Genomic DNA, 24,677 nt, shown 5'->3' on the forward strand with positions numbered 1-24,677 from the left:
TGCATCACCATCTTCACGCACGGAGGAGAAACACACATGGCACGAGCTGTCGGCATCGACCTCGGTACGACGAACAGCGTCGTCGCGGTCCTCGAGGGCGGCGAGCCCACGGTCATCGCCAACGCGGAGGGGGCCCGGACCACGCCGTCCGTCGTCGCCTTCGCGAAGAGCGGTGAGGTGCTCGTCGGCGAGGTCGCGAAGCGCCAGGCGGTCACGAACGTCGACCGCACCATCCGGTCGGTCAAGCGCCACATGGGCACCGACTGGACCCAGCACATCGGCGACCCCGTCGACAAGGACTTCACGCCCCAGCAGATCTCGGCGTTCATCCTGCAGAAGCTGAAGCGCGACGCGGAGGCCTACCTCGGCGAGACCGTCACCAACGCGGTGATCACGGTCCCGGCGTACTTCTCCGACGCCCAGCGTCAGGCGACCAAGGAGGCCGGCGAGATCGCGGGCCTGACTGTCGACCGCATCGTCAACGAGCCGACGGCGGCCGCGCTGGCCTACGGCCTCGACAAGGGCGACGACCAGACGATCCTCGTCTACGACCTCGGTGGCGGCACGTTCGACGTGTCCCTGCTCGAGATCGGTGAGGGCGTCGTCGAGGTCAAGGCGACCAGTGGCGACAACCACCTCGGTGGCGACGACTGGGACAACGCGATCGTCGAGTGGATGGTCAAGAAGTTCAAGGACGCCAACGGCGTCGACCTGGCCGCGGACAAGATCGCCGCCCAGCGCCTCCAGGAGGCCGCCGAGAAGGCCAAGATCGAGCTGTCGTCGTCCAGCGACACCACGATCCACCTGCCCTACATCACCCACGGCGAGAACGGCCCGCTGCACTTCGAGGAGCGGCTCACCCGCTCCGAGTTCCAGCGGCTGACCGCGAGCCTCCTCGAGCGCACCAAGGCGCCCTTCCAGAACGTCCTCAAGGACGGCGGCGTGGCGCTCTCCGCGATCGACCACGTGGTCCTCGTCGGCGGCTCGACCCGGATGCCGGCCGTGACCGACCTGGTCAAGGAGATGCTCGGCGGCAAGGAGCCCAACAAGGGCGTCAACCCCGACGAGGTCGTCGCCGTCGGTGCGGCCCTCCAGGCCGGCGTCCTGGCCGGTGAGGTCAAGGACGTGCTGCTCCTCGACGTCACCCCGCTGTCCCTCGGCATCGAGACCAAGGGCGGCGTGTTCACCACGCTGATCGAGCGCAACACCACGATCCCGACCAAGCGCTCGGAGATCTTCACGACCGCCGACGACAACCAGCCGTCGGTCGAGATCAAGGTCGCCCAGGGCGAGCGGGCCATCTGGTCGCAGAACCAGGGCCTCGGCAACTTCGAGCTGACCGGCCTCCCGCCGGCTCCGCGCGGCGTGCCGAAGATCGAGGTCACCTTCGACATCGACGCCAACGGCATCGTCCACGTCTCCGCCAAGGACCAGGCGTCCGGCCGCGAGCAGTCGATGACGATCTCCGGCGGCAGCGCGCTGTCCAAGGACGACATCGACCGGATGGTCAAGGAGGCCGAGCAGTACGCCGAGGAGGACGCCAAGCGTCGCGAGGCCGTCGAGGTCCGCAACCAGGGCGAGCAGCTCGTCTACACGACCGAGAAGTTCCTCGCCGACAACGGCGACAAGCTGCCCGACGACGTGAAGACCGAGGTCTCCGCCGACGTCGAGGCGCTCAAGACGGCGCTGGCGACCGAGGAGACCGACCCGGAGAACCTCACCGCCGCCATCTCCAAGCTGGGCGAGTCCAGCCAGAAGATGGGCGCCGCGATGTACGCCGCCGCCGAGGCCGACTCCGCTGCCGCGGGCGGCAGCACCGGCGCGACCGGTGAGTCGGACGACGACGTCGTCGAGGCCGAGATCGTCGACGAGGACACCGAGGGCGACGCCAAGTGACCGAGGAGAACCTCAACCCGGAGGAGGGGGAGCTGCAGGAGACTGCGGCTCCCTCGCCCGAGGGCCAGGAGGCCGAGCCGGTCGAGGCGGCCGCCACCGAGGGCGCCGACGGGACCGGCCAGGCCGACGAGGTGACGCCCGAGGCCGACGAGCTGACTGTCACCCGGATGGAGCTGGAGGAGCGCACCCTCGACCTGCAGCGGCTGCAGGCGGAGTTCCTCAACTACAAGCGCCGGGTCGACCGTGACCGCGAGCTGCTGCGGGAGAACGCGACGTACGCCGCGCTCACGCCGATCATCGACGTCCTCGACACGATCGACCGGGCCCGCGAGCACGCTCCGCTCGAGGACGGCTTCAAGGCCACGGCCGATCAGCTGGAGCGCGTGGTCGCCGGCCTGGGCCTGACGAAGTTCGGCGAGGTCGGCGACGCGTTCGACCCGACGATCCACGAGGCGCTCTCGCACATCGGCACCGACACCGAGGTCGAGGTGACCACGTGCAAGGTGATCGCGAAGGCCGGCTACAAGATGGGTGACCGGGTGGTGCGCGCCGCGCAGGTGCTGGTGGTCGACCCGGCGGAAGGCTGACGACGGGAGGTGGTACGAGATGAGTGACGACGGGATCCGGTCCGACTGGGCGAACAAGGACTTCTACCAGGAGCTCGGCGTCGCGAAGTCGGCGACGCAGGACGAGATCAAGAAGGCCTACCGCAAGCTCGCGCGCGCCAACCACCCCGACTCGCACCCCGGCGACACCGCCAAGCACGACAGGTTCAAGGCGGTGGCCGAGGCGTACGACGTCATCGGCGATGCCGACAAGCGCAAGAAGTACGACCAGGCCCGCGAGCTGTTCGGCCGCGGCGGGTTCCCCGCCGGGGCCGGCTTCGGGGGCGCCGGCGGCTTCGGTGGCGGCGTCAACGTCGAGGACCTGCTGCGCGACCGGGCGGGCGGTGGCGGGGGTGGCTTCGGTGACCTGTTCGGCGACCTCTTCGGAGGCGGCCGGGGCCGGGCCCGTGCTCCGCGCGCCACCCGGGGCGCGGACCTGGAGACGACCGCGACCATCGGCTTCACCGAGGCGCTCGACGGCGCCACGGTGTCGCTGCGGGTCAGCTCCGACGGTGCCTGTGCGACCTGTCACGGCACGGGCGGCAAGCCCGGCACCCAGCCGCACGTCTGCCCGACGTGCGAGGGCAGCGGGTTCGTCACCGCGTCGGTCGGCGGCGCGTTCTCCATGAACGAGACCTGCCCGACGTGCGGTGGGCGCCAGCTCGTCTACGACGACCCGTGCCCCACCTGCCACGGCTCGGGCCTGGGCCGCAACACCCGGACCATCCAGGCGAAGATCCCGGCCGGGGTGAAGGACGGGCAGCGGATCCGGCTGCGCGGCAAGGGCGTACCGGGCGAGAACGGCGGCCCGGCCGGTGATCTCTACGTGACGGTGAAGGTCACGGGCCACCGCGTGTTCGGCCGCAAGGGGGAGCACCTCACCATCGACGTACCGGTCTCCTTCGCCGAGCTCGCCCTCGGTGCCGAGATCAGGATCCCCACGCTCGGCGGCACGCCGGTGACCCTCAAGGTCCCCGCCGGCACCCCCGACGGGCGCACCTTCCGGGTGCGCGGCAAGGGGGCGGCCAAGGCCGACGGCTCGCGCGGCGACCTGCTGGCGACGGTCGAGGTGCAGGTGCCGAGCAGCCTCGGGGCCGACGCCAAGGAGGCCCTGGAGGCCTACGCGGCCGCGACCGCCGACACCCGGCTGCGCTCGGGCCTGTTCGCCGACGGTGCCGAAGGGGCCGGCGGGGAGCGCGGCGACCGACGGCAGGACGTGAGCTGATGGTGGGCCGCGACGCCTCCGGCCGTCCGGGGCCCCTCGGCCCTCCGGGCGAGGAGGAGGCGGTGTACGTCATCAGCGTCGCGGCCCAGCTCAGCGGCCTGCACCCCCAGACGCTGCGGACCTACGAACGGGTCGGGCTGATCACGCCGGGGCGCACCGGTGGCGGTGGCCGGCGCTACTCCTACCGCGACATCGAGCGGCTGCGCGAGATCGCGCAGCTCACCGCGTCCGGGATCGGCATCGAGGGCGTCAAGCGGATCCTCGACCTCGAGAACGCCGTCACCGCGTTGCGGGTCCGCAACGCCGAGCTCGTCGCCGAGCTCGAGGCGGCCCGCGAGGCGCTCCGGCAGGCGGCCGCGGCGCGCCCTGCGGTCCCGCGGTCGAACCTGCCCGCGCTGCCGAGCGCCACCGTCGGCCAGTCCGTGGTGGTCTGGCGCCGCAACCCCTGACCTGTCGGAGTCGCGGCGCCTCGACCGGTCACCTCATTCCACCCTCACCCGGTAGCGCTTCGACCGGTCTCCGGCCCGGACGGTGATCGTCACCACGCCGGGGGAGGTCGCGAGGATGCGGCCCGCTGCGTCGACATCGGCGACGCCGGGCCTCGAGGAGCGGTAGGTCACCGTGACGCCGGTCGCCTTCGCCGAGCGGTATCTCCCGGTGATGAAGACCGACTGACCGACCTGCATCCTCCGGGGTACGACGGCCCGGACCTTGGTGACCTTCGCCTTCGGCTTCGACGTGACGACTCGCGCCGTGATGCTCGTCGACAGACGCTGCCCGGACGCGTCCGTCCCCACCGTGGTCGCGGTGATCGTCGCCTTCCCCGCCCGCTTCGCCCTCACCACGCCGGTGGAGCTCACCGTCGCCACCTTCGGGTCGGATGACGTCCACACGACCGCGCCGGCGTAGGCCGGATGCACGTCCGCGTAGTAGACGGCCTCCGCCAACCGCAGGGCGTCGCCCCGGACCAGTCGCAGCTGCCTCTGGTTCAGCTTGACCGACGACACGACCGCGGCTGAGCCTCCCGTGGCCGCTGCCGGCACGGGCGTCAGGCCCGTGACGGCCGAGGTCAGCTCCTGGACGGCGCCGTCGATCTGGGACTGCGTCGCCGACGGGTCCGCCAGGACCGCGGCGGCGTCGGCCAGCTCGTCCTGCAGAGTGGCCCATGACGCCTCGGTGAAGGTGCGGTTCGCGTTCGACAGCTCCTTCGCCGCGGTGTAGACGTGGCGCAGGACCGTGCGGTCGCTCGTCGCGGGCCGCACCGTCAGACCGCCCAGCGCCGCCTGGAGACTGCCGGAAGCGCTGTCCAGCTGCTCCTGGGTCTTGTCGGCCCGATCCTGGTGGACGGCCTGCGCCATGGCCAGGGCGTCGCGCAGCGCGTCGGCGGACGCGTCGGTGAAGCCGTCCAACGAGCCCTCCAACGCCTCGGCAGCGCCGATCAACGTCGCCAGCGCCGTCGGATCGCCCCGCCTCTCCAGGGCCTCGACGGCCGCGTTCACCGCCTCGGTCGCGGCATCGACCTCCTCCTGGCTGGAGTCCGCGTCGTCGTAGACGGCCTGGGCGCCCGCGTCACCCTCGACGACGCCGGTCAGCGCGGCCCACGACGAGGTCGTGTACTCGTCGGGATCGAGGGCCGAGCGCTCGAGCAACGCGAGCTCCAGGGCGGACCTGTCGACGGCGGCCACCACGTAGGAGAGCGTCCCGGTCGCCCGGTTGCCGGCGTTGTCCACGACCGTCTGGGTGATGGTGTGCTGGCCGACGGCCCTCGAGTATCCCGTCTGCTGGCACGAGGCGACGCCGGAGGTGGCGTCGGTGCCCAGGCATGCCGGCTCGTCCGGGACGTCCTCCGGCCGGAGCGGCCCGGCCGGCCACGGGCCGAACGCCGGCACCGGTGCGGTGGTGTCGATCCGCACGCTCAGCTCCTTCTCCTCGGAGCTGTTGGCCGAGGCGTCCGAGGCGGCGTACCGCAGCACGTGGGTGCCGTCGGCGCCGACCACGACCGGTCCCGCGTACGGCGTGGGTGGTCCGTCGTCCAGCGCCACGGTGACGGACGGCGACGGATCGACGTCGTCGACCGCCTCCACCCGCAGCTCGGTCGGCGCGGTGATCCAGCCGTTGTTCCCGTAGACCGTCGCGTCGGCCGGAGCGGCCGACACCGTCGGAGCACGATCATCGGTCTCCGGCGTGGTCGGCTCGGACACCCACAGGTCGGTCAGCGACGGGTCGTAGGTCGCCTCGTCGGGCCCGGTGTAGAGGTAGGTGACGCGCACCTTCCCGTCACCGTCGGCGTCCAGCGCGTCCGGGTCGTCGACCAGCACCCGGTAGTTGGCGAGCGTGTTGCCGACGACGCCCTCGTTGGGCATCAGGTACCTCACCCGGCGGACCACCACGTCGTCGACCAGGATCTGGTAGGCCTTGGGCCGGGTCTGGACGACAGCGAGACTGGTGGGCCCGGAGGTGTCCGCCGTCTCCCGCATGGTCAGCACGAACGGCTCGCCCGTGGTCACGTCGACGTCGACGGCATACGAGCTGCCGTCGCGGGCCCAGGTGAAGCGTCGGCTCAGGCCGCCCTCGGTGTTCGTCCCGCCCACCGGGATCCCGGCGCGGTAGTTCCACGTCAGGTTGTGCGCCAGCTCGGTCGGACCAGGCTTGACGTTCGCCGGAGCGTTGCCCGTCGAGCCGGGGCCACCGTCCCCGAAGTCGACGAAGTCGGTGGCACCGGCCACCGCCGCCGCACCGGTGGCGTTCCAGCCCTGACCGCGCGGGCCGTACCACTTGATCCGGGTGCTGCTCGTGGCACTGGTCAGGACCGATCCTCGGTCGACGAAGTCGACCGTGACCGACTGCATGATGGGCAGCCCGTACTCGCCACCGCCGTACACCGTGACGGGCACCTGCACCGACCCGCCCGCAGGGACGGTCACCTGCTCCGACGGCGCGCCCGCCTCCAGGACGCCGGCCACGGATCGCGCCGCCACCCGCCCGGTCACGGGGACGGGGCCGTCGTTGCGGACGGTCGCGGTCACGGTCCACGCGCCGGTCCTCGGGTAGGCGCCGGTGCGTTGTCCGAGCTCGACCGCCTCGATGGCCACGTCGGCAGCGACCTGCAGATAGCTCGAGACCGGCAGCGTGAAGGTGCGCTGCTGACTGCCGTAGCTGACCGTCACCTCCGCCTCGGCGTCGAACGAGGAGCCGCTGCGCGCGCCCTCGGGCACGGCGATCGTGAACGGCAGCTCCGCACGCTCGCCCACCGCGACCGGGCCACCGGTCAGCGTCACCGGCGCCGTCAACCCCGGAATCGTGACCACGCCGGAGATCGAGTCGATCGCCGACAGGCCGGTGTTCTCGACGGTCACGACGCCCGCCGCGCTCTGACCGGGGCTCACCTTTCCCACCCGGGGGACGGCGACCTCGGCCGGCGGCCCGGCGACCGCGAAGACGTACGCGCCCGACTCGACCCGCACCACCGTGTCGCCGGTGGCGTCGTCGACCCGCACGTCGAGCACCCCCGGCGTCGACGCGCTCAACGGTGCCCCCGACTCCGACACGTCCCCCAGCTCGCCGGTCGGCAGGTGCACCTCGGCCACGGTGCCCTCGGGCACGGAGAGGTCCAGCGCGTAGGCGTGGGGATCGGTCGCGTCGATCGTCACCTCGATCATGCCGTTGACGCTGTGGACCGTGGCGTCGATGGTCTTCAACGAGCCGAGATCCGGGTTCACGACGAACTCGGCGAAGCCCGGGGTGAGCGGCCGGATGCCGGCTGCGTAGCGGCTCATCATGGTCAGCGGGCCGCCGGTCCAGGCGTGGTTGAACGTGCCTGCCGCATCCTGCTCGGGACCGGCGAAGAACTCCCACAGCGTCGAGTGGTCGGGGTCGTTGACCATCGGTGCGTAGCGGTCCTTCATCCGCGCGATCGCGTCGTCCGGGTAGCCCATCAGGTACAGCGCCTCCAGCACGTACTTGTCCATATAGGGGCTGGACTTCTTCACGTTGACGAGCACGTCGCGGATCTGCTCGTAGTGGGCCTCGTCCGCGAGGCCGGCGTACACGGCCAGGGCGTTGGCGCGGTCGTCGGCCCCGCCGTCCCCCGTGGACTCGTAGTAGCCCTTGCCGTCGACCCAGAACCTGTCGATGTTGTCCCTGATCGAGTCGGCGCGGCCTCGCATCCACGCGATCTGGGCGTCGTCGGACGGTACGCCGAGCGCGGCGGCCGACTTGAGCGTCGAGTTCAGCGCGATGTAGTACCAGAGCGTGTCGATCAGCCGCCCGTCCTCGCCGTAGCCCCAGTCGTGCCAGTGCCACGTCCCGCCGTGGTCGTGCTGCAGCAGCCCGTCGGCCGCCATGTTGTAGGTCCGCAGGTAGGCCACCGACGGCAGATAGGTCTCCTCGAGCGCCGTCGTGTCGCCGGAGTACTCGTAGAACATCCAGAAGCTCATCACCGCGGCCAGCGACTGTGCGGGGAGCTCCGAGAAGTCCGCCGCCGGAGCCTGGGTCGGGATCAGGTCGCCGTTGCGGAAGCCCATCAGGTTCGTGATGCCCTTGCGGGCGAGGTCGGCGGCGGCGGGATCGAGGGCGTAGAAGGCCTCCTCGAGCTCGTTCGTCGCGTCGCCCCACCACTGGGACCTCTCCCGGTCGGGGCAGTCCATGTAGGAGTCGCGCATCGTGACGTAGAGCGTGTCCCGCGCCATCGTCCACAGCTTGTTCAGGTACGCGTCGTCGGAGACGAAGGAGCCGTCGAACTCGGTGGCGTAGCCGGACAGGCGGTAGCCGATCTCCTCGACCTCCGCGCCGTCCTCCGCGGTGATGGTCAGCTTGTCGCCGTTCATCCAGATCAGGGACTCGTGGTCCTGGGCGCCGGCCCGGGTGACGTACTCACCTTGGACGGCCTGCTCGATCCCGCCGCCTCGGACGGTGGCGTGATCGGTCTTGAGGCCCACCGTCCTGCCGGCCTCCGTGGCCGCGCCGAGCCGCACATAGGGCGTGAGCTGATGGTTCACGGGCATCCGCACCTCGTACTCCGTGACCGCCCCCTGGGTGCGCACCGTGACCGCCGGGTCCGTGACCGCGAACGTGGTGACCTCGGCGTCGTACTTCAGCAACGGGATCGGCCGGTCGACGAAGTCGTTCCACGGTGCGCTTCCCTCGTTGCCGTGGGTGACCGCGTCCGGCCAGGCGGCATCGTCGAAGCCGGTCGTCCGCCAGTCCGCCCAGCCGGCGATCTCGGCCCCGGCGTCGTACCTCACGTTCGGTTCGGCCAGCCGGTAGTTGGTGTCGACCGACATCGCACCGTAGGCGTCGAGCTTCAGCGCCTTCCAGCTGTCGTTGGACCGCAGGTCGATGTCCTCCGCCTCGAAGAACAGTCCAGCCCGGCCCGAGTACGGCGCTGAGTACCCGCCACGGCCGTAGGAGACCGCGAGGACCGCGAGGGTGTTCTCGCCGGCCTTCAGGTGCGGCCGCAGGTCGACGTTGTCGACGTAGGAGTCCTCGCGGTCGGGGCCACGCTTCACGCCGCCCTCGAAGACGATCAGCTCCTCGTTCAGGTAAAGCCAGTACTTGGTCTCGACGGCGATCCGTGCGTTCACGGTGTCCGGCAGCGCGGCGAGGTCGTCGATCGTGAAGGTCCTGCGGAACGCCGTCCAGTTGTTCACCGAGGACGCGTCCGAGCTCCAGATCCAGTAGGCGTCGGTCGGCGAGTCGGGCACGGTGCAGACGTCGGTGATCTCCAGGCCCTGGTAGCCGGCCGCGGTGGCGCCGGCCGCACCGAGCGCCCGATCGTCGAAGTCGTCGGCGTAGAGGTAGGCGCCGGTGTCGAGGCGCCGGACGACCAGGTTGTCCAGCGTGCCGGTCTCGTCACCGGAGACTCGCACGCCGATGGAGCCGGAGGCCGGCAGCCAGGCGCGGGAGTACTCCGCATGCTTGATGCCGTCGATCCAGGCGGTGACCTGCTGGCCGCGCACCTCAATCTTGAAGTGGAAGGGAACGCCGGCCGCGAGCGTCTTGGCCGGCAGCGGGAAGCTGCCGTCCGCCGCCCAGCCGCCGTTCTCCAGCCGGAGCGGGTCGAGAGCGTTCCGGCCCGCCGAGAACTGGAGGGCGGGGCCGTTGCGAGCGTCCTGCCGGAAGGAGACCGCGAGCGTGTTCTGCGTCGTGGCGTCGCCCTCGAGCGAGTAGTCGGTCCATTCCGCCGCCGCGGCCGGCGCCAGGTGGCCGCCGGCGTAGGAGTCGGTGCCGGTGCCTCCGGTGGTCGGCAGCGACAGCTGAACGTCGCGGTTCACGCCGCTGCTCAGCGCCACCGCGCAGATCTTGCCTGGCGCGGCGTGCGCCGGCTGCGTCGTCGCGACGACGGGCAGGGCGAGCAGCACCAGCAGGGGTACGACGACGATCCGCCCGAGAGTGCCGCGCCAGGAAACGGGGCGAAGAGCAGGCATGGCGGTTCCTTTGTCTCTTTGAAACGTTGCAATCGGCTCAGGCTACGAAAGTGTGACCTACGTCTCAAGATCGTGTGGGGTGATGGCCGGATCCGGCCGCTCGCGCTCGCACGGCCGGGCCCCGTCGGGCGGTGCCCCGGACGCCGTGAGGGCGCGACGCGAGATCCTTGTGCCGTCGGCCGCGGCACGGGTTAACCTCCATCCGTCGGGTCCGCCGGGCGCATGGGGGCGCGGGGCGGGATCCGCAGGACGAGAGGTACGCGTGGACGCAGTGCTGGGTTGGCTCGGTGACTGGGCCGACCACGTCGACTGGTTCGCGTTCGTGTCGATCCCGTTCTTCACCGGGATCATCGGCTGGCTGATCAACTGGTCCGGGCTGTGGATGCTCTTCAAGCCGATCAACTTCTACGGAGTCCGGGTCCCGGGCCTGCGTGAGGTGGCCGGCGTCCTGCCGCGCAAGGTGCAGGAGATCCCCGGCTGGATGGACGGCGGTCTGGGCTGGCAGGGCATCGTGCCCGCCCGTGCCGCCAAGATGGGCAGCATCGCGGTCGACAAGGTCATCGCCAAGCTCGGCACCCCGGCGGAGTTCTACGCGCAGCTCGAGCCCGACCAGATAGCCGAGCACATCGTCAACGTCTTCCGTCCGGACCTGCCGGCGCTGGTCGACGACGTGATGATGCGCGAGCACCCGCGGCTGTGGCGCGACCTGCCCCGCCCCGTGCGCCAGGCCGTCATCGACCGGGTCCAGGCGCAGCTGCCGGGGGTCGTCAAGACGATCACCGACGAGATCGGCGTCCACATCAACCAGCTGCTCGACCCGAAGATCATGGTCATCGACCACTTCCGCAAGAACCCCGAGCTGGTGGTCCGGGTCTTCAAGGACGTCGGGCAGCGCGAGCTCAACCTGATGGTCGCCTTCGGCTTCATCTTCGGCTTCCTGCTCGGCATCCCGGTCGCGATCGTCGACCAGACCTGGCACATCTGGTGGCTGCTTCCGCTGCTCGGCATCGTCGTCGGCTGGACCACCAACCTGCTCGGCATGTGGCTGATCTTCGACCCGCCGGAGGCGAAGCGGATCCTCGGCATCAAGGTGCAGGGCCTGTTCCTGCGCCGACAGGACGAGTGCGCAGAGGTCTACGCCCGGATCATCGCCGAGGACGTGATCACGCTCGAGCGGATCGGCGACTTCCTGATGGACGGTCCTCGAGGGGACCGCACCCGGCAGATGATCGCGACCGCCATGCGCCCCGCGATCGACAAGGCCGCGGGCCCGCTGCGGGGCGCGGTCAACGTCGCGATGGGCGGCCGGAGGTACGACAGCATCAAGGACTCCTTCGCGAAGGAGGCGGTGGGCCGCACCATCACGCCCTTCCGCGACCCGGGCTTCAGCAAGCAGCAGTCCGAGAAGATCCGGGTCCTCATCGCGCGGCGCACCAAGGAGCTCCCGCCGAAGGACTTCGTCGAGATGATGCGCGCGGCGATCAAGGAGGACGAGTGGATGCTCTACGCCCACGGCGCGATCATGGGTGCCGCCGGCGGCTTCCTCCACCTGGGGATCTTCAATTGGGGTTGGCTCCCCGGCTTCCCGCCATCATGACCGGAAGGGTGACATGACCGAGGACCTCGACAAGGACGGCCTGCCGCGCCTGCCCGCGCTGACCGGGCCCGCGGTCGCGGAGTCGCTGCCGGGTCTGGCCCGGGTGGCCGGGTCGGCTGCGTTGCACACCGCCGGCTGGGGTCTGCGTACGACGACGCGCAACTGGATGCGGGTCGGCCGGGCCGTGACCAGCCGCGACGAGGCCGCCTCGCTCATCCGCGACGTCGGGTCGTACGTCGGCGCGCTCGGCGAGGTCGCCAAGCAGGTCTCCGACGGGGTGCCGGTCGCGACCGCCCTGTTGCGGGCCGGCGAGTCGCTCGGCGGCGCCGACCGTCCGCGCGAGGTCGTCGCCAGCCCGGTGGTCGACGGCCAGGTGCTCGGGTCCCGCCCCCAGTCGCTGCGCGAGCGCGGCAACGACCTGCTGCATCGCTCCCGTGACGTGTGGAGCAAGGACGACCGGCATCCGGCGTTCGACCGGATCCTCGACGAGCTCGCCCCCGACGAGGCACGGATCCTCGTGATGCTGCTGCGCGACGGCCCGCAGCCCTCGGTCGACGTCCGCACCGGCGGACCGATCGGCATGGTCAGCAGTCAGCTGATCGCGCCCGGGCTCAACATGATCGGCCCGCGGGCCGGCCTGCGCTACCTGGAGCAGGTGCCGTCCTACCTCAACAACCTGTTCCGGCTGGGCCTGGTCTGGTTCTCCCGCGAGGCGGTGCGCGATCACCTCGAGTACCAGGTGCTCGAGGCCCAGCCCGACGTGCTGGCCGCCATGCACTCGGTCAAGTTCGCCAAGGTGGTCCGTCGCAGCGTGCATCTCACGCCGTTCGGTGAGGAGTTCTGCAAGCTGGCCCTGGTCGACGAGGTGACCGCCGCGAGCGACGACCTCCCCGAGCACGAGGCGCCGCCAGAGATCGACGGCTGAGTTGGACGGTCTGACGGGTCGAGCGGGTCGAGCGGGTCGCTCAGCCGACGATGCGCCCGCCGCTGGCGAGCCACCACGCCGCCGCCTCCCGTACGGCGGCGGGCAGGTGCGCCGCGGAGGCCAGCGCGGCCAGCTCCGGCTGCTGGGCCATCCCGGCGGCGAACATCGCCTCGTACCCGATCTGGTCGTCGCGTGCCACGAGCCCGTGGAGCAGGTCGCTCGCCAGCGGGACACCGGCGAAGCCGCAGATGCTCAGGCCCGCCCCGCGTAGGACCGGGTCGTCGGAGGCCAGCCACGGCGCGGGATCGGCCGTGTCGAACGGGATCATCAGGTTGGCGAACGCGAAGGCGGCGCCGTGCCGGGTGACCTCGTCCGGGCCCTCCAGGGCGGAGCGGCAGACCAGCGCGCGGACGTCGTCGGCGAACGGTGAGGCGACCAGCAGGAACGACGACGTCGTCACGTGGGTGGCGCGGAAGTCGTAGAGCACCTCGAAGAGCAGCCGGGCGAGCATCGCCTCCCCGGCGCTGGTCTCCGCGATCTCGGCGGCCAGCGCCGCGGCATAGGTGAAGTGACGGTTGCGGCGGGTCCGGGTCCAGGCGGCGGCCCGCCGCGGCTCGACCAGCTCCGCGGCGAGGAGGCCGCGGACCGCCGTACGGAACTCGGGTGGGCAGCAGGCCAGGGTGGCGCTGAGGATCGGCTGTCGCAGGGGGTCGCCGACCGCCGCGTCGCACGCGGCGGCGAAGACGGGCACAAGGGGTGGCCAGTCGGCCCGACGCAGGCCGCCGACGCTGCGCATGTTCTGGATGCCCAGGCACGCGGCGCGTGCTATCACCCACGACTCGTGGGTGAGCAGCTCGCCGCACCAGGCGACGAGGTCGGGGGTCGGATACTCCGTCACGGCGCTCATCAGATCGGCCGGGCGCTGCATGCCGGGTTGCTCGACGGCCGCCCGGACGACCTCGGCGACCAGGTCGGCGTACGGGCTGCAGCGCAGCTTGCTCAGCGCCTCGTAGCGCAGCTGATAGCCGCGACCGGCCGAGCGGCCCACCTCGTCGACGAGACGGGCGAGGAGGGGGCGGATGGTGTGCGCGTCGGTGCCGAAGGGGGTGCGGACGTGGTACTCGGCGAACCGCAGCCAGTCGTGGGCGCTCGGCCCGTCGGACCGGACGGCGTCGACGGCGGCGGTGAAGCCGGCCAGCGTCGGATCCGGGGCGTACGGCTCGGTGTCGGCCGGGGCATAGGAGAAGGTCCGGCAGAGCACGTCGATGGGGGCGCGCAGCTGCCCGTGGGGCAGGCCGAGCGCCCGCTCGTACGCCGCGACCACGGTGCCGCTGCGCCGGCCCGTGGTCTCGACGCGGGACAGCGTCGCCGGCGAGAGCCGGGTGCCGTCGCCGGCGCGCCCCGCGAGCTCGCGCAGCGGCACTCCCGCCATCACCCGGCTGATGCGCAGCAGCCACCCGATCCGCGCCGCGATGTCGATCCTCGCCCCGGCGAGAGGGGTGGGGTCGTCGATCTCATCCGTGCGCCGAGCCACCCGGTCATGCTGGCACCGTCGGCGGGGCTCGGCGGTGGAAACGGATTGTTTCGCCCGGGGCCCGAGGCGAAACAATCCGCGGCCGGCTGTGGCGGCGTGCGACCGTCGTCCGAGCGCGGTCGGCCCTGGCGCCGGCGCGATGTGGGGTCGCGTCCTGCTCCGGGGACGAGGAGTGCGGCCCGGGTCGACCGCGACGACCCATGGTCGGTGGACGGGCCCGAGGCCTGTCCACCCACCACGTCCACTCTCGGGTCGGCTCGGCCCCGCCCGACGCTGCGGGGAGCTGCCGCTGGGCCCGTCCCGATGACTGTCGGGCCCGCGGCCAACGGCCCTCAGGATCGCGTCGGCGCTGGTAGATTCCGGCCATGAGGCGCGGGGTGTCGCTGCTGGGATCGGTCGCCACGTCGATCGTCCTCGGTGCCGCGCTGCTGTCCTCCGGGCAGCAGGCAGGCGCGACACCCTCCCGGCCGGGTCCGCTCAAGGTGTCGGTCGCGGACGCCTCCGCGACGGAGGTCGATGCCGGCACGAGCGCCCTCCGCTTCCGGATCAGGCTGTCGGCCAAGCCGCGTCAGCCGGTGCGGGTCGCCTATCGGACCCAGCCGGGGTCGGCCAGCGCGGCGGAGGACTTCGTCGCCACGACGGGGACCGTGCGGCTGACGCCGCGGCGGCCGTCCCGCGTGGTCACGATCGAGGTCGTCGGGGATGACCGGAGTGAGGGTCCCGAGCAGATGTACCTGAGCCTGGCGCGCGTGCGCGGGCCGGCTCAGCTGGGGGACGCGCTCGGCACCGGGCAGATCGCGGACGACGATCCTGTGGTGACCCCGGACGCCGGCCCGGCCTCCCTGACCGTCCTCACCTTCGGGAGTCCGGCCGGCTACGGACTGGTCAGGATCATGCCGGGGAACCTGGTCTGCAACAACGGCACGCGCAGGCCCTGCGTCTTCACCTTCGCGGCGGGCACGGAGGTGACGTTGACGGCCGATCCGAACAACACCGAGACCACCTTCACGGGCTGGTCCGGCGCCTGCCTGCCCGCTGGGACGAACCCGGTGTGCCGACTGACCGTGCGTGGCAGCATGGGCGCGATCGGGGGCTTCGCCGGGGAATAGCGGGTCGCGAGCCGCCCGCGCCGTCGGCGCCGCCCGGGTTTCGTTCCACCACAAAGTTGAGTGGAACAGACTAAGCTTTCCTGACGTTGGCGTAGTAACTCGTACCTCCCCCACGACACAGGAGAGACTCTGCACATGAGCCAATTCGGGGCCGACAAGTTCACCACGCGCAGCCGCGAGGCGATCGAGGCCGCCCAGCTCGCCGCGACCACGGCGGGCAACACCAGCGTCGAGCCGATCCACCTGCTCGTCGCCCTGCTGCTGCAGGAGGACGGGACCGCCGCCCACCTCGTCGCCAAGGCGGGCGTCGACGTCTCCTCGCTGGTCCATGCCTCGTCGACCGCCCGTGACAGCCTTCCCCGTGCCAGCGGCGCCACGGTCCAGCAGCCGGCCGGGTCGGCCGCGCTGACCCGGGTCCTCGCCTCCGCGCTCGACCTCGCCCGGTCCATGACCGACGAGTACGTCGCCACCGAGCACCTGCTCATCGGCCTCGCGACCGTCGAGTCGACCGCCCAGAAGGTGCTGGCCGACGCGGGCCTGTCGACCGACGTCCTGCGCGAGTCGCTCGCGGCGGTCCGCGGCAACCGCCGGGTCACCTCGCAGGACGCGGAGGCGACGTACGAGGCGCTGGAGAAGTACTCCGTCGACCTCACCACCGCGGCCGAGGAGGGCAAGCTCGACCCGGTGATCGGGCGGGACCAGGAGATCCGCCGGGTCATCCAGGTGCTGTCGCGCCGGACCAAGAACAACCCGGTCCTCATCGGCGAGCCCGGCGTCGGCAAGACCGCCGTCGTGGAGGGTCTGGCCCAGCGCGTGGTCGCCGGCGACGTCCCCGACTCGCTCAAGGGCAGGCGGGTCCTCTCGCTCGACCTGATGGGCATGGTCGCGGGAGCGAAGTACCGCGGCGAGTTCGAGGAGCGGCTCAAGGCCGTCCTCGACGAGATCAAGCAGTCCGAGGGCCGGGTCATCACGTTCATCGACGAGCTGCACACCGTCGTCGGCGCGGGTGCCGGCGGCGACTCGCAGATGGACGCGGGCAACATGCTCAAGCCGATGCTCGCGCGCGGTGAGCTGCACATGATCGGTGCCACCACCCTCGACGAGTACCGCGAGTCGATCGAGAAGGACCCCGCCCTGGAGCGCCGGTTCCAGCAGGTCTTCGTCGGGGAGCCGTCCGTCGAGGACACCATCCAGATCCTGCGCGGCATCCAGGAGAAGTACGAGGCGCACCACGGGGTGCGGATCACCGACGCCGCCCTGGTGGCGGCCGCGACGCTGTCCGACCGCTACATCACCGGTCGTCAGCTCCCCGACAAGGCGATCGACCTCGTCGACGAGGCGGCGTCCCGCCTGCGGATGGAGATCGAGTCCTCCCCGGAGGAGATCGACCAGCTCCGTCGTCAGGTCGACCGGCTGAAGATGGAGGAGTTCGCGCTCGCCAAGGACGTGTCATCGGCGGGGGACGACGCCTCCCGCGACCGGCTGGAGGTGCTGCGTGCCGACCTCGCCGACAAGGAGGAGGAGCTGCGCGGCCTGGAGATCCGCTGGGAGCGGGAGAAGTCGGAGCTCGAGGGCGAGGGCGCGCTGCGCCGGCAGCTCGACCAGCTCCGGAGCGATGCCGAGCGGCTGCAGCGCGAGGGTGACCTCGGCGGCGCCAGCGCGATCCTCTACGGCCAGATCCCCGCGCTGGAGCAGCAGATCAAGGCGGTCGAGGCCGCCGAGGACGCCGTCCTCCCGGGCGAGAAGCTGGTGGGCGAGGAGGTCGGCGCGACCCAGATCGCGGAGGTCGTCGAGGCCTGGACCGGCATCCCCACCGGCCGGCTGCTGCAGGGCGAGACCGCCAAGCTGCTCGACATGGAGCTCGCCATCGGCGCGCGGCTGATCGGGCAGGCCGATGCGGTGCGCGCGGTCAGCGACGCCGTACGCCGGGCTCGGGCCGGGATCTCCGACCCCAACCGGCCCACCGGGTCCTTCCTCTTCCTCGGTCCCACCGGCGTCGGCAAGACCGAGCTCGCCAAGTCACTGGCGGACTTCCTCTTCGACGACGACCGCGCGATCGTGCGCATCGACATGAGCGAGTACGCCGAGAAGCACTCGGTGGCCCGGCTCGTCGGTGCCCCTCCGGGCTACGTCGGCTACGACCAGGGCGGCCAGCTCACCGAGGCGGTGCGACGGCGCCCGTACTCCGTCGTGCTGCTCGACGAGGTCGAGAAGGCGCACCCCGAGGTGTTCGACGTGCTGCTGCAGGTGCTCGACGACGGACGCCTCACCGACGGCCAGGGCCGCACGGTCGACTTCCGCAACACGATCCTGATCCTCACCTCCAACCTGGGCTCGCAGTTCCTCGTCGACCCGGACATGGACCCGGTCGCGCAGAAGCAGGCCGTGATGGGTGTGGTGCGGCAGGCATTCAAGCCGGAGTTCCTCAACCGCCTCGACGAGATCGTCACCTTCGACGCGCTCTCGCGCGACGACCTCGCGCGGATCGTCGAGCTGCAGCTGCGGCTCCTCGAGGCGCGGCTCGCCGCGCGACGGATCACGCTGAGCGTCACCCCCGAGGCGCGGCGCTGGCTGGCCGACGTCGGCTACGACCCGGCGTACGGCGCCCGTCCGCTGCGCCGGCTCGTCCAGACCGCCATCGGCGATGCGCTCGCGCGGTTGCTGATCGGCGGCGAGGTCACCGACGGCGGGTCCGTCAGTGTCGACCGGGGCGAGGACGGGCTGGTGCTCACCACCGGCGGCTGACGGCGGGTGGCCACGGAGGCGCGGGAATCGCCGCTGAAGCGGCGATTCCCGCGCTTCTCGGCCTTTGCGACGGTCGACAAGCGCAAGAACCGGCCGAGAGGTACGCCGTGTGGGGCGGTCTGATGGAATGGACCCATGAGCGACGAGCAGCCCCGTCCGGGACAGGCGACGCTGGCCGGCGCCCTCATCATCGGGGGCTCGGTGTTCGTCGTCCTCGCCGCCTGGCAGCGGGTCTCCACCCTCCACACCCTGGAGGTGCAGGAGGAGCTCCAGCGGATCCTGACCGAGCCGATGACCGGCGACCTCGGCCTCAGCGTCGACGCGCTGGCGACGCTGATCCGGGTCCTGTGCCTGATCGGCGCGGGCGCCGCGACGGCCTCCACGATCCTCGGCATCCAGGTGTTCAAGCGCTCGGCGAGCGCGCGGATCGCGCTGACCGCGCTCTCGCCGCTGCTGTTCGTCGGCGGCCTCGCCACGGCCGGCTTCCTCGCGCCCATGGTGCTGGCCGGCATCGCGCTGCTCTGGCTGCAGCCCACCCGCGACTGGTACGCCGGCCGCCCGTGGATCCAGCGCTACGAGGAGCGCCGCGCCGCCCGGCTCGCGGGGGTGCGCCCGCCGAGCACGCCGCAGCAGCCGGCCGCGCCGCCGGCCGACCCGCCCACCACCCCGGCGGCGTCCGGGTGGCCCGCGCCGCCGGCCCCCACCGCGCCGCAGCCCGGCGCCCCGGTCCTGGCGGCCCCGGCGCCGCTGCCACCGGGCGGCCACCGCGCCGTCCGTCGCGGCGTGCGTCCCCGGGCGCTGGTCGCGGCCTGCTCGCTCACCTGGCTGACTGCGGGCCTCGTGGTGGTCGTGCTGGCGGTCCTCGCGGCGGTCCTGCCCTCGCAGAGCGAGGAGCTGTACGCCGAGATGCAGCGTCAGCAGCCGCAGATGCTTGAGGAGTCCCAGCTCGGCGAGCAGGACCTGGTCGCGATCCTCTACGTCCTCATCGCCGGGCTGGTCGTATGGACCCTCGCGGCGGCCGCGCTCGCCGGGCTGGCCCTCGTCGGCCAGAACTGGGCGCGGATCGCCCTCGCCGTCTCGGCCGCCACCGCTACCCTGCTCTCGCTCGCGCTGGCCCTCAGCGCCTGGCCGCTGGTCATGCTGGTCGCCGCCATGGCCGGCACGGTCTGGCTGCTGGTGCGGCCCGAGGTCGGGCGCTGGTACGCCGGACGCTGAGCCCGGGCCCACGGGCGGTCAGCGCCCCGGGCCGACGCCCGGGTCAGCGGGTCAGGTCGGCCGCCGCGAGGCGGCGTACCGCATCGGCGACGACCTCGGGGCGCTTGCAGAACGCCCAGCGGACCAGGTGGCGTCCGCTGCCCGGCGCGTCCGGGGCGTCGTAGAACACCTCCGAGGGAATCGCCACGACGCCGGCCCGCTCGGGCAGGGCGCGGCAGAAGTCGCCGCCGCTGGCCCAGCCCAGCTCGCCCACGTCGGTGGTGGCGAAGTAGGTGCCTTCCGGGACATGGGTGCTCAGGCCGGCGGCGCGCAGCCCGGTGACGAGCTGGTCGCGCCGCTCCTGGAGGTCGTGGGCCAGAGCCGTCGGGAAGGCGTCGCCGGCGTCGAGAGCCGCGGCCACGGCGGGCTGCAGGGGAGCGCCGGAGGTGAAGGTGAGCCACTGCTTGGCGGCTGTCACGGCCGCGACGAGCTCCGCCGGCCCGGTCGCCCAGCCGATCTTCCAGCCGGTGACCGACCAGGACTTCCCGGCGCTGGACAGGGTCAGCGTCCGCTCCGCCATGCCGGGCAGCGTGGAGATCGGCACGTGCCGGTGGTCGTCGAAGGTGAGGTGCTCGTAGACCTCGTCGGTCACCACGATCAGGTCGTGCTCGATCGCCACCCGGGCCACGGCGGCCAGCTCACCGGCGTCGAGCACCCGCCCGGTCGGGTTGTGCGGGGTGTTGAGCAGGATCAGCCTGGTCCGCGCGGACACCGCCGCCTCGAGCTCGGCCGGGTCGAGGCGGAAGTCCGGCGCGCGCAGGGTCACCGGGCGTCGTACGCCGCCGGCGAACTCGATCATCGCCGGGTAGGAGTCGTAGTACGGCTCGAGCACGACGACCTCGTCGCCCGGGTCGACGAGTCCGAGCAGGGCCCCGGCGATCGCCTCGGTGCAGCCGGTCGTGACCACGACCTCCCGGTCGGGGTCGAGCTCGATGCCGTAGTGCCGCCGCTGGTGCCGGGCGATCGCCCCGCGCAGCGCCGGGACACCGATGCCGGGGGCGTACTGGTTCGCCCCTTCGCGCAGCGCGGCGACGGCCGCGTCGATCAGCTCGGGCGGACCGTCGGTGTCGGGGAAGCCCTGGCCGAGGTTGACGGCGCCGGTCCGGGCGGCGAGGGCGGACATCTCGGCGAAGATGGTCGCGCCCATCCCGGTGATGCGCTGGGCGGCAGGGTGGTGCACGAGACCCGACCCTACTGCGAGAAGATCTCCCGGAGGTCGAGCTCGACCTCGTCGTGTCCCGGCACGGAGATCGTCGGTGCTCCTTCCATGATGACCCGAGACCGGGAGGGCGCCGAGCATGGCTGCGGGGCCTTCCGTCTGCCCGCGTCCTCCACCGGTCCCGCCAGGGCATAGCCTCGGGACCGTGACGACCACCGACACCGACCTCGCCGCCGACATCGACGCCACCTGCCGCCTCACGGGTGAGTTCGTGCTCCGGTCCGGCCAGGTGAGCAACGAGTACTTCGACAAGTACCTCTTCGAGGCCGACCCGCTGCTGCTCGCCCGGGTCGCGCGCGAGGTCGCGCAGCTGCTGCCGGGCGACGCCGAGGTGCTCGGCGGCCTGGAGATGGGCGGCATCCCGATCGCCACCGCGGTGAGCCAGCTCGTCGGCCTGCCGGTGGTGTTCGTCCGCAAGAGGGCCAAGGAGTACGGCACCGCCAAGCTGGCCGAGGGGCCGTCGTACGACGGTCGCAAGGTGGTGCTGATCGAGGACGTGATCACCACCGGCGGCGCGGTCCGCGACGCGACGAGCGCGCTGCGCGCGGGCGGTGCCGTGGTCGAGACCGTGGTCTGCGCGATCGACCGCAGCCCGGCCGGGGAGAACCCGCTCGCCGACGTCGACCTCGAGGTACGCGCGGTGCTGACCAAGGCGGAGCTGGACCGGGCCCGGCCCGCCGCCGGCCAGGCCTGATCCGCCCGACCCTGCCGGAGGGGCTCAGCCCTCGCTGGGCGCGCCGGCGATGTTGACCAGCCAGTCGACGCCGTACTTGTCCTGCAGCATGCCGAAGCTGTCGCCCCACGGCGCCTGCTCGAGCGGCTGGTGGACGGTGGCGCCGTCGGACAGGCCCTGCCACCAGGCGCGGAGGGTGTCTCCGTCCTCGGCGGGGCCGCTGATGCTGACCTGCTGGGTCTGCGGCTCGCCCGGGACGTGCGTCGGGTGGTCGGCGCCCATGAGGAGCACCGAGTCGGACACCGACAGGGCCGCGTGCATGACCCAGTCGACCTCGCCGTCCCTCTCGGCGACCTCCTGCGCGGTGCCGCCCATGTCGGCGAAGGTCATCACGGTGAGCTCGCCGCCGAGGACGGACTGGTAGAACTCCATCGCCTCGCGGGCCTGGCCGCGCCAGTTGATGTAGGGGTTGAGGTTGATGCTCATCGCTGCTCCCGGTGTCTGGTGGTGGACTCGATGCCGGGAAGACTGCCACCTCGAGATGAACTCATCGCTCCTCGGCGACAGAACCCTCCACGGCACCCTCGGTGGAGCTCGCGAGCTCCTTGCGGCGCTTGGCGGCGGGGCGCTTGTGGCGCCACCACTCCCACCCCAGCGGGACCGCGGAGAAGGCGAGGATCGCGAGCGTGACGTAGTCGATGTTCTCGCCCAGCGCCGGGATCGCGGCACCGAGGAAGTAGCCCAGCAGCGTGATGGAGACGACCCACAGGACGGCGCCGATCGCGCTCCAGGTGAAGAACCGGCGGCGCTCCATCATGGTGACGCCCGCGACGACGGTGATGTAGGTGCGCACGAACGGCACGAACCGGCCGATCACGAGGGCCTTGTTGCCGTGCTTGTCGAAGAAGGCGCTGGTGTTGTCGAAGTACTTCTTCTTCAGGATCCGGCCCTCGCGCTCGTAGAGCGGCGGGCCGAGCTTGCGGCCGATCTCGTAGCCCGCGACATTGCCGGCGAAGGCCGCGATGATGAGCAGCGCCATCGCGATGACCAGCTCGACCGGCTCGTTCGAGATCCCGACGACGGAGTAGCCGGTCTTGTTGCTGCCCGCGATGAACAGCCCGAGGGCGAACAGCAGCGTGTCGCCGGGCAGGAACGGGAAGAAGAGACCGCACTCGACGAAGACGATGCCGATCGCTATCCAGATGAACATGGTGCCGTACTCATGCTGCAGCCACTCGGGATCGAGCCACTTGATGCCGAGCAGCATCGGCACGACGAGCGGGGTCGCGACCAGCGAGTTCACGGCGCCACGCTACCCGTCACCGCCCAACGGGTTGGTCGATAGGGTCGGGTTCGTGGTCGAGGAGGAGCGGGCGCCGTACGACCCGATGCCCCACGGGCAGCCCGAGGTCGGGGTCGGTCCGTGGCCCGGACCGTGGCCCGAGGGGGCCGGCAGCGAGGTCTACGACGAGGCGCTGCTGCGTGACGGGGACCGGCGCAATGTCGTCGACCGCTACCGCTACTGGACGGTCGAGGCGATCGTCGCCGACCTCGATCAGCGCCGGCACGGCTTCCACGTCGCGATCGAGAACTGGCAGCACGACTTCAACATCGGCACCATCGTGCGCTCCGCCAACGCCTTCCTCGCCGCCGAGGTGCACATCGTCGGCAATCGTCGTTGGAACCGCCGCGGCGCGATGGTCACCGACCGCTACCAGCACGTCCGGCACCACCCCGGCGTCGCCGACCTCCACGCCTACCTGGCCGAGTCCGACGTCCCGCTGCTCGGCATCGACAACCTGCCCGGCTCCGACCACCTCGAGACGATGGTGCTGCCGGAGCGGGTCTGCTTCCTGTTCGGCCAGGAGGGCCCCGGGCTCTCGGAGGGCGCGCGGGAGGCGTGCGACGGGACCTTCTCCATCGCCCAGTTCGGCTCGACCCGGTCGATCAACGCCTCCGCCGCCGCGGCCATCGCCATGCACTCCTGGGTGCGCCAGCACGCCGACCTCGGCGGCGACGGGGCCTGGCGGGGCTGAGGCCGGGTCAGCCGGTCTCGACCTCCGCCAGCCGGCCCCGCAGCGCGGCCAGGCCGCGTGAGGTGTGGCTCTTGACCGTGCCCTCGGAGATGCCGAGCTCGGCGGCGACCTCGGCGACCGGGAGCCCGAGCCAGTGGCGCAGCAGTACGACGGCCCGCTGCTGGGCGGGCAGCTCCTGGAGCGCCGCGACGAGCGAGTCGCGGTCCTCGACACCGAGTCCGGGAGAGGCGGCGAGCTCGGGCAGGGTGTCGGTCGGGACCTCGCGTCGTACGGCGCGCCGGGACTCGTCGATGGCGGCGTTGAGCAGGATCTTGCGGACGTAGGCGTCCTCGGTCCCGTTGCGGGAGACCCGTGGCCAGGCGACGTAGAGCCGGACCAGCGCGGTCTGCACGAGATCGTCGGCGCGGTGCCAGTCGCCGCACATGCCGTAGGCGATCCGGCGCAGCTGGTCGCGACGGACGGTGGCGAACTCGACGTACGCCGCCTCGCGCTGGGTGCGCCTCACCGGCCGGTCCGGAGGAAGTCGACGAAGCCGGTCATCGTGCCGCGCCCCGCGGTCGGCGGGTAGTCGGTCTCGACGGTCAGCAGGGTCAGGTCGTCGACCTGGTGGGCCACACCCCACACCTGCTCGGAGCCGACCCGCAGCCGGACCGGCACGCCACCGGAGAGGAAGGGCAGCGGGTCGCCCTGGCGCATCAGCCGCACGCCGTACCGGGCCTCGAGCCGGCCGTCGTCGCCGAAGGCGACGAGCTGGTCGGTGGATCCGGTGAAGAGCAGGTCCGCCTGGTAGGCGACCCAGCTGTCCAGGTCGGGGAAGACGCCGCTCGCCTCGGGATCGGCGACCCCGCTGCCGCTCTGGGAGGCGCTGCTGCCGTCGTCCTCGGCCCCGGCCTTGTAGAGCATGGTCCAGACGACCTGGTCACCGTTGCGGACGGCGAGTGCGATCGACGCGACGATGCGGGAGTCGTCGTCGAGCTCACTGCCGGTGATCGGCTCGTTGACGCGGTCGACCACGGTCCAGCCGCGCTGCACGAGCGTGTCACCCGTCTGGGCGTCGTACCCGACGGGGAAGTCGGCGGATAGGTCGCCGGTCGCGTGGAGGTCGTCGGTGCGGATCCCCTCGGCCGCCGCGACCTGGAGCGTCCGGTCCTCGCGGTGCTCGCCCGACGGGCCGGTCGCGGCCCACAGGGTGCCGCCCGCGACGAGCGCGAGGGTCAGGGCCGCTCCGCCCCGGGCCAGCCGGCGGCGGCGTACGGCGCGGCGGCCGGCGCCGATCGTCGTGCCGATCTCGAAGGTCGCGGGCGGGGTACGCGGCTCACCGAGGGCCGTCTGAAGCCGGTCGCTGATGTCCTGCACGGGTCCTCCGGGGGTCGGAACGATTCACTCAACCACGGATACGCACGCCGATCCCGATCGGTTGTCACGGTAGGTTGA

Annotated in this window: 18 protein-coding genes; 11 read left to right on the forward strand and 7 right to left on the reverse strand. The window is 71.8% G+C overall.

What is annotated here, in order from left to right:
* Window positions 1-36 precede the first annotated feature (36 nt).
* The 4 genes from dnaK to RB608_RS06245 all read left to right on the forward strand — a co-directional run bounded on the left by dnaK (window position 37) and on the right by RB608_RS06245 (window position 4,175).
* Window positions 37-1,896: a molecular chaperone DnaK gene (gene dnaK / locus RB608_RS06230; protein WP_308086948.1), complete on the forward strand. Its 1,860-nt coding sequence runs from the start codon at window positions 37-39 to the stop codon at window positions 1,894-1,896.
* Window positions 1,893-2,483, forward strand: a complete 591-nt coding sequence (grpE, locus tag RB608_RS06235; RefSeq protein WP_308086949.1) for a nucleotide exchange factor GrpE — start codon at window positions 1,893-1,895, stop codon at window positions 2,481-2,483. Before dnaK ends, grpE begins: the two co-directional genes overlap by 4 nt.
* A 19-nt stretch (window positions 2,484-2,502) precedes the next feature.
* Window positions 2,503-3,726 carry a molecular chaperone DnaJ gene (gene dnaJ / locus RB608_RS06240; RefSeq protein WP_308086950.1) on the forward strand — a complete coding sequence of 408 codons (1,224 nt, stop codon included), beginning with the start codon at window positions 2,503-2,505 and terminating at the stop codon, window positions 3,724-3,726.
* Between the two features lie 62 nt (window positions 3,727-3,788).
* Entirely contained in the window at window positions 3,789-4,175 is a 387-nt protein-coding gene (locus RB608_RS06245; RefSeq protein WP_308086951.1) for a heat shock protein transcriptional repressor HspR, read from the forward strand.
* Between the two features lie 33 nt (window positions 4,176-4,208).
* On the opposite strand, the gene RB608_RS06250 is transcribed toward RB608_RS06245, so the two are convergent.
* Complete coding sequence (locus tag RB608_RS06250) at window positions 4,209-10,151, reverse strand: Ig-like domain-containing protein (protein WP_308086952.1); 5,943 nt, start codon at window positions 10,149-10,151, stop codon at window positions 4,209-4,211.
* Window positions 10,152-10,413: 262 nt separating this feature from the next.
* Between RB608_RS06250 and RB608_RS06255 the strand changes: the two genes are divergently transcribed.
* On the forward strand, window positions 10,414-11,748 hold the full coding sequence (locus RB608_RS06255; protein WP_308086953.1) for a hypothetical protein: 1,335 nt from the start codon (window positions 10,414-10,416) through the stop codon (window positions 11,746-11,748).
* Between the two features lie 13 nt (window positions 11,749-11,761).
* Window positions 11,762-12,673, forward strand: coding sequence for an Abi-alpha family protein (locus RB608_RS06260; RefSeq protein WP_308086954.1), 912 nt, complete (start codon window positions 11,762-11,764; stop codon window positions 12,671-12,673).
* A gap of 40 nt (window positions 12,674-12,713) precedes the next feature.
* Here RB608_RS06260 and RB608_RS06265 read toward each other — a convergent pair whose 3' ends face one another.
* The gene (locus tag RB608_RS06265; protein ID WP_308086955.1) at window positions 12,714-14,207 is read right to left on the reverse strand and encodes a helix-turn-helix transcriptional regulator; all 1,494 of its coding nucleotides are present in this window, start codon (window positions 14,205-14,207) and stop codon (window positions 12,714-12,716) included.
* A 365-nt stretch (window positions 14,208-14,572) separates the two neighbouring features.
* Here RB608_RS06265 and RB608_RS06270 point away from each other — a divergent pair, with 365 nt between their 5' ends.
* The 3 genes from RB608_RS06270 to RB608_RS06280 all read left to right on the forward strand — a co-directional run bounded on the left by RB608_RS06270 (window position 14,573) and on the right by RB608_RS06280 (window position 19,276).
* Window positions 14,573-15,316, forward strand: coding sequence for a Calx-beta domain-containing protein (locus RB608_RS06270; RefSeq protein WP_308086956.1), 744 nt, complete (start codon window positions 14,573-14,575; stop codon window positions 15,314-15,316).
* A 135-nt stretch (window positions 15,317-15,451) separates the two neighbouring features.
* Window positions 15,452-18,061, forward strand: coding sequence for an ATP-dependent chaperone ClpB (clpB, locus tag RB608_RS06275; protein ID WP_308086957.1), 2,610 nt, complete (start codon window positions 15,452-15,454; stop codon window positions 18,059-18,061).
* Between the two features lie 135 nt (window positions 18,062-18,196).
* Window positions 18,197-19,276 carry a hypothetical protein gene (locus tag RB608_RS06280; RefSeq protein WP_308086958.1) on the forward strand — a complete coding sequence of 360 codons (1,080 nt, stop codon included), beginning with the start codon at window positions 18,197-18,199 and terminating at the stop codon, window positions 19,274-19,276.
* A gap of 43 nt (window positions 19,277-19,319) precedes the next feature.
* Here the strand turns inward: RB608_RS06280 and RB608_RS06285 are convergent, their stop codons facing one another.
* Window positions 19,320-20,495, reverse strand: coding sequence for a pyridoxal phosphate-dependent aminotransferase (locus tag RB608_RS06285; RefSeq protein ID WP_308086959.1), 1,176 nt, complete (start codon window positions 20,493-20,495; stop codon window positions 19,320-19,322).
* A 184-nt stretch (window positions 20,496-20,679) separates the two neighbouring features.
* Here RB608_RS06285 and pyrE point away from each other — a divergent pair, with 184 nt between their 5' ends.
* Window positions 20,680-21,228 carry an orotate phosphoribosyltransferase gene (pyrE, locus tag RB608_RS06290; protein WP_308086960.1) on the forward strand — a complete coding sequence of 183 codons (549 nt, stop codon included), beginning with the start codon at window positions 20,680-20,682 and terminating at the stop codon, window positions 21,226-21,228.
* Between the two features lie 24 nt (window positions 21,229-21,252).
* On the opposite strand, the gene RB608_RS06295 is transcribed toward pyrE, so the two are convergent.
* Both RB608_RS06295 and RB608_RS06300 read right to left on the reverse strand, forming a co-directional pair.
* A complete protein-coding gene (locus RB608_RS06295) occupies window positions 21,253-21,693 on the reverse strand; it encodes a VOC family protein (protein ID WP_308086961.1) in 441 nt (146 codons plus the stop codon).
* A 61-nt stretch (window positions 21,694-21,754) separates the two neighbouring features.
* Window positions 21,755-22,510 (reverse strand): VTT domain-containing protein, encoded by a 756-nt coding sequence (locus tag RB608_RS06300; RefSeq protein ID WP_308086962.1) that lies wholly within the window; start codon window positions 22,508-22,510, stop codon window positions 21,755-21,757.
* A gap of 85 nt (window positions 22,511-22,595) precedes the next feature.
* Here RB608_RS06300 and RB608_RS06305 point away from each other — a divergent pair, with 85 nt between their 5' ends.
* Window positions 22,596-23,243, forward strand: a complete 648-nt coding sequence (locus RB608_RS06305) for a TrmH family RNA methyltransferase (RefSeq protein ID WP_308087150.1) — start codon at window positions 22,596-22,598, stop codon at window positions 23,241-23,243.
* 7 nt (window positions 23,244-23,250) lie between these two features.
* On the opposite strand, the gene RB608_RS06310 is transcribed toward RB608_RS06305, so the two are convergent.
* Window positions 23,251-23,748 carry a SigE family RNA polymerase sigma factor gene (locus RB608_RS06310; RefSeq protein WP_308086963.1) on the reverse strand — a complete coding sequence of 166 codons (498 nt, stop codon included), beginning with the start codon at window positions 23,746-23,748 and terminating at the stop codon, window positions 23,251-23,253.
* Window positions 23,745-24,599 (reverse strand): hypothetical protein, encoded by an 855-nt coding sequence (locus tag RB608_RS06315; protein ID WP_308086964.1) that lies wholly within the window; start codon window positions 24,597-24,599, stop codon window positions 23,745-23,747. The genes RB608_RS06310 and RB608_RS06315 overlap by 4 nt, the downstream gene beginning before the upstream one ends.
* Window positions 24,600-24,677: the final 78 nt, after the last annotated feature.

It is taken from the genome of Nocardioides sp. LHD-245, assembly GCF_030929495.1.
Lineage (GTDB): Bacteria > Actinomycetota > Actinomycetes > Propionibacteriales > Nocardioidaceae > Nocardioides.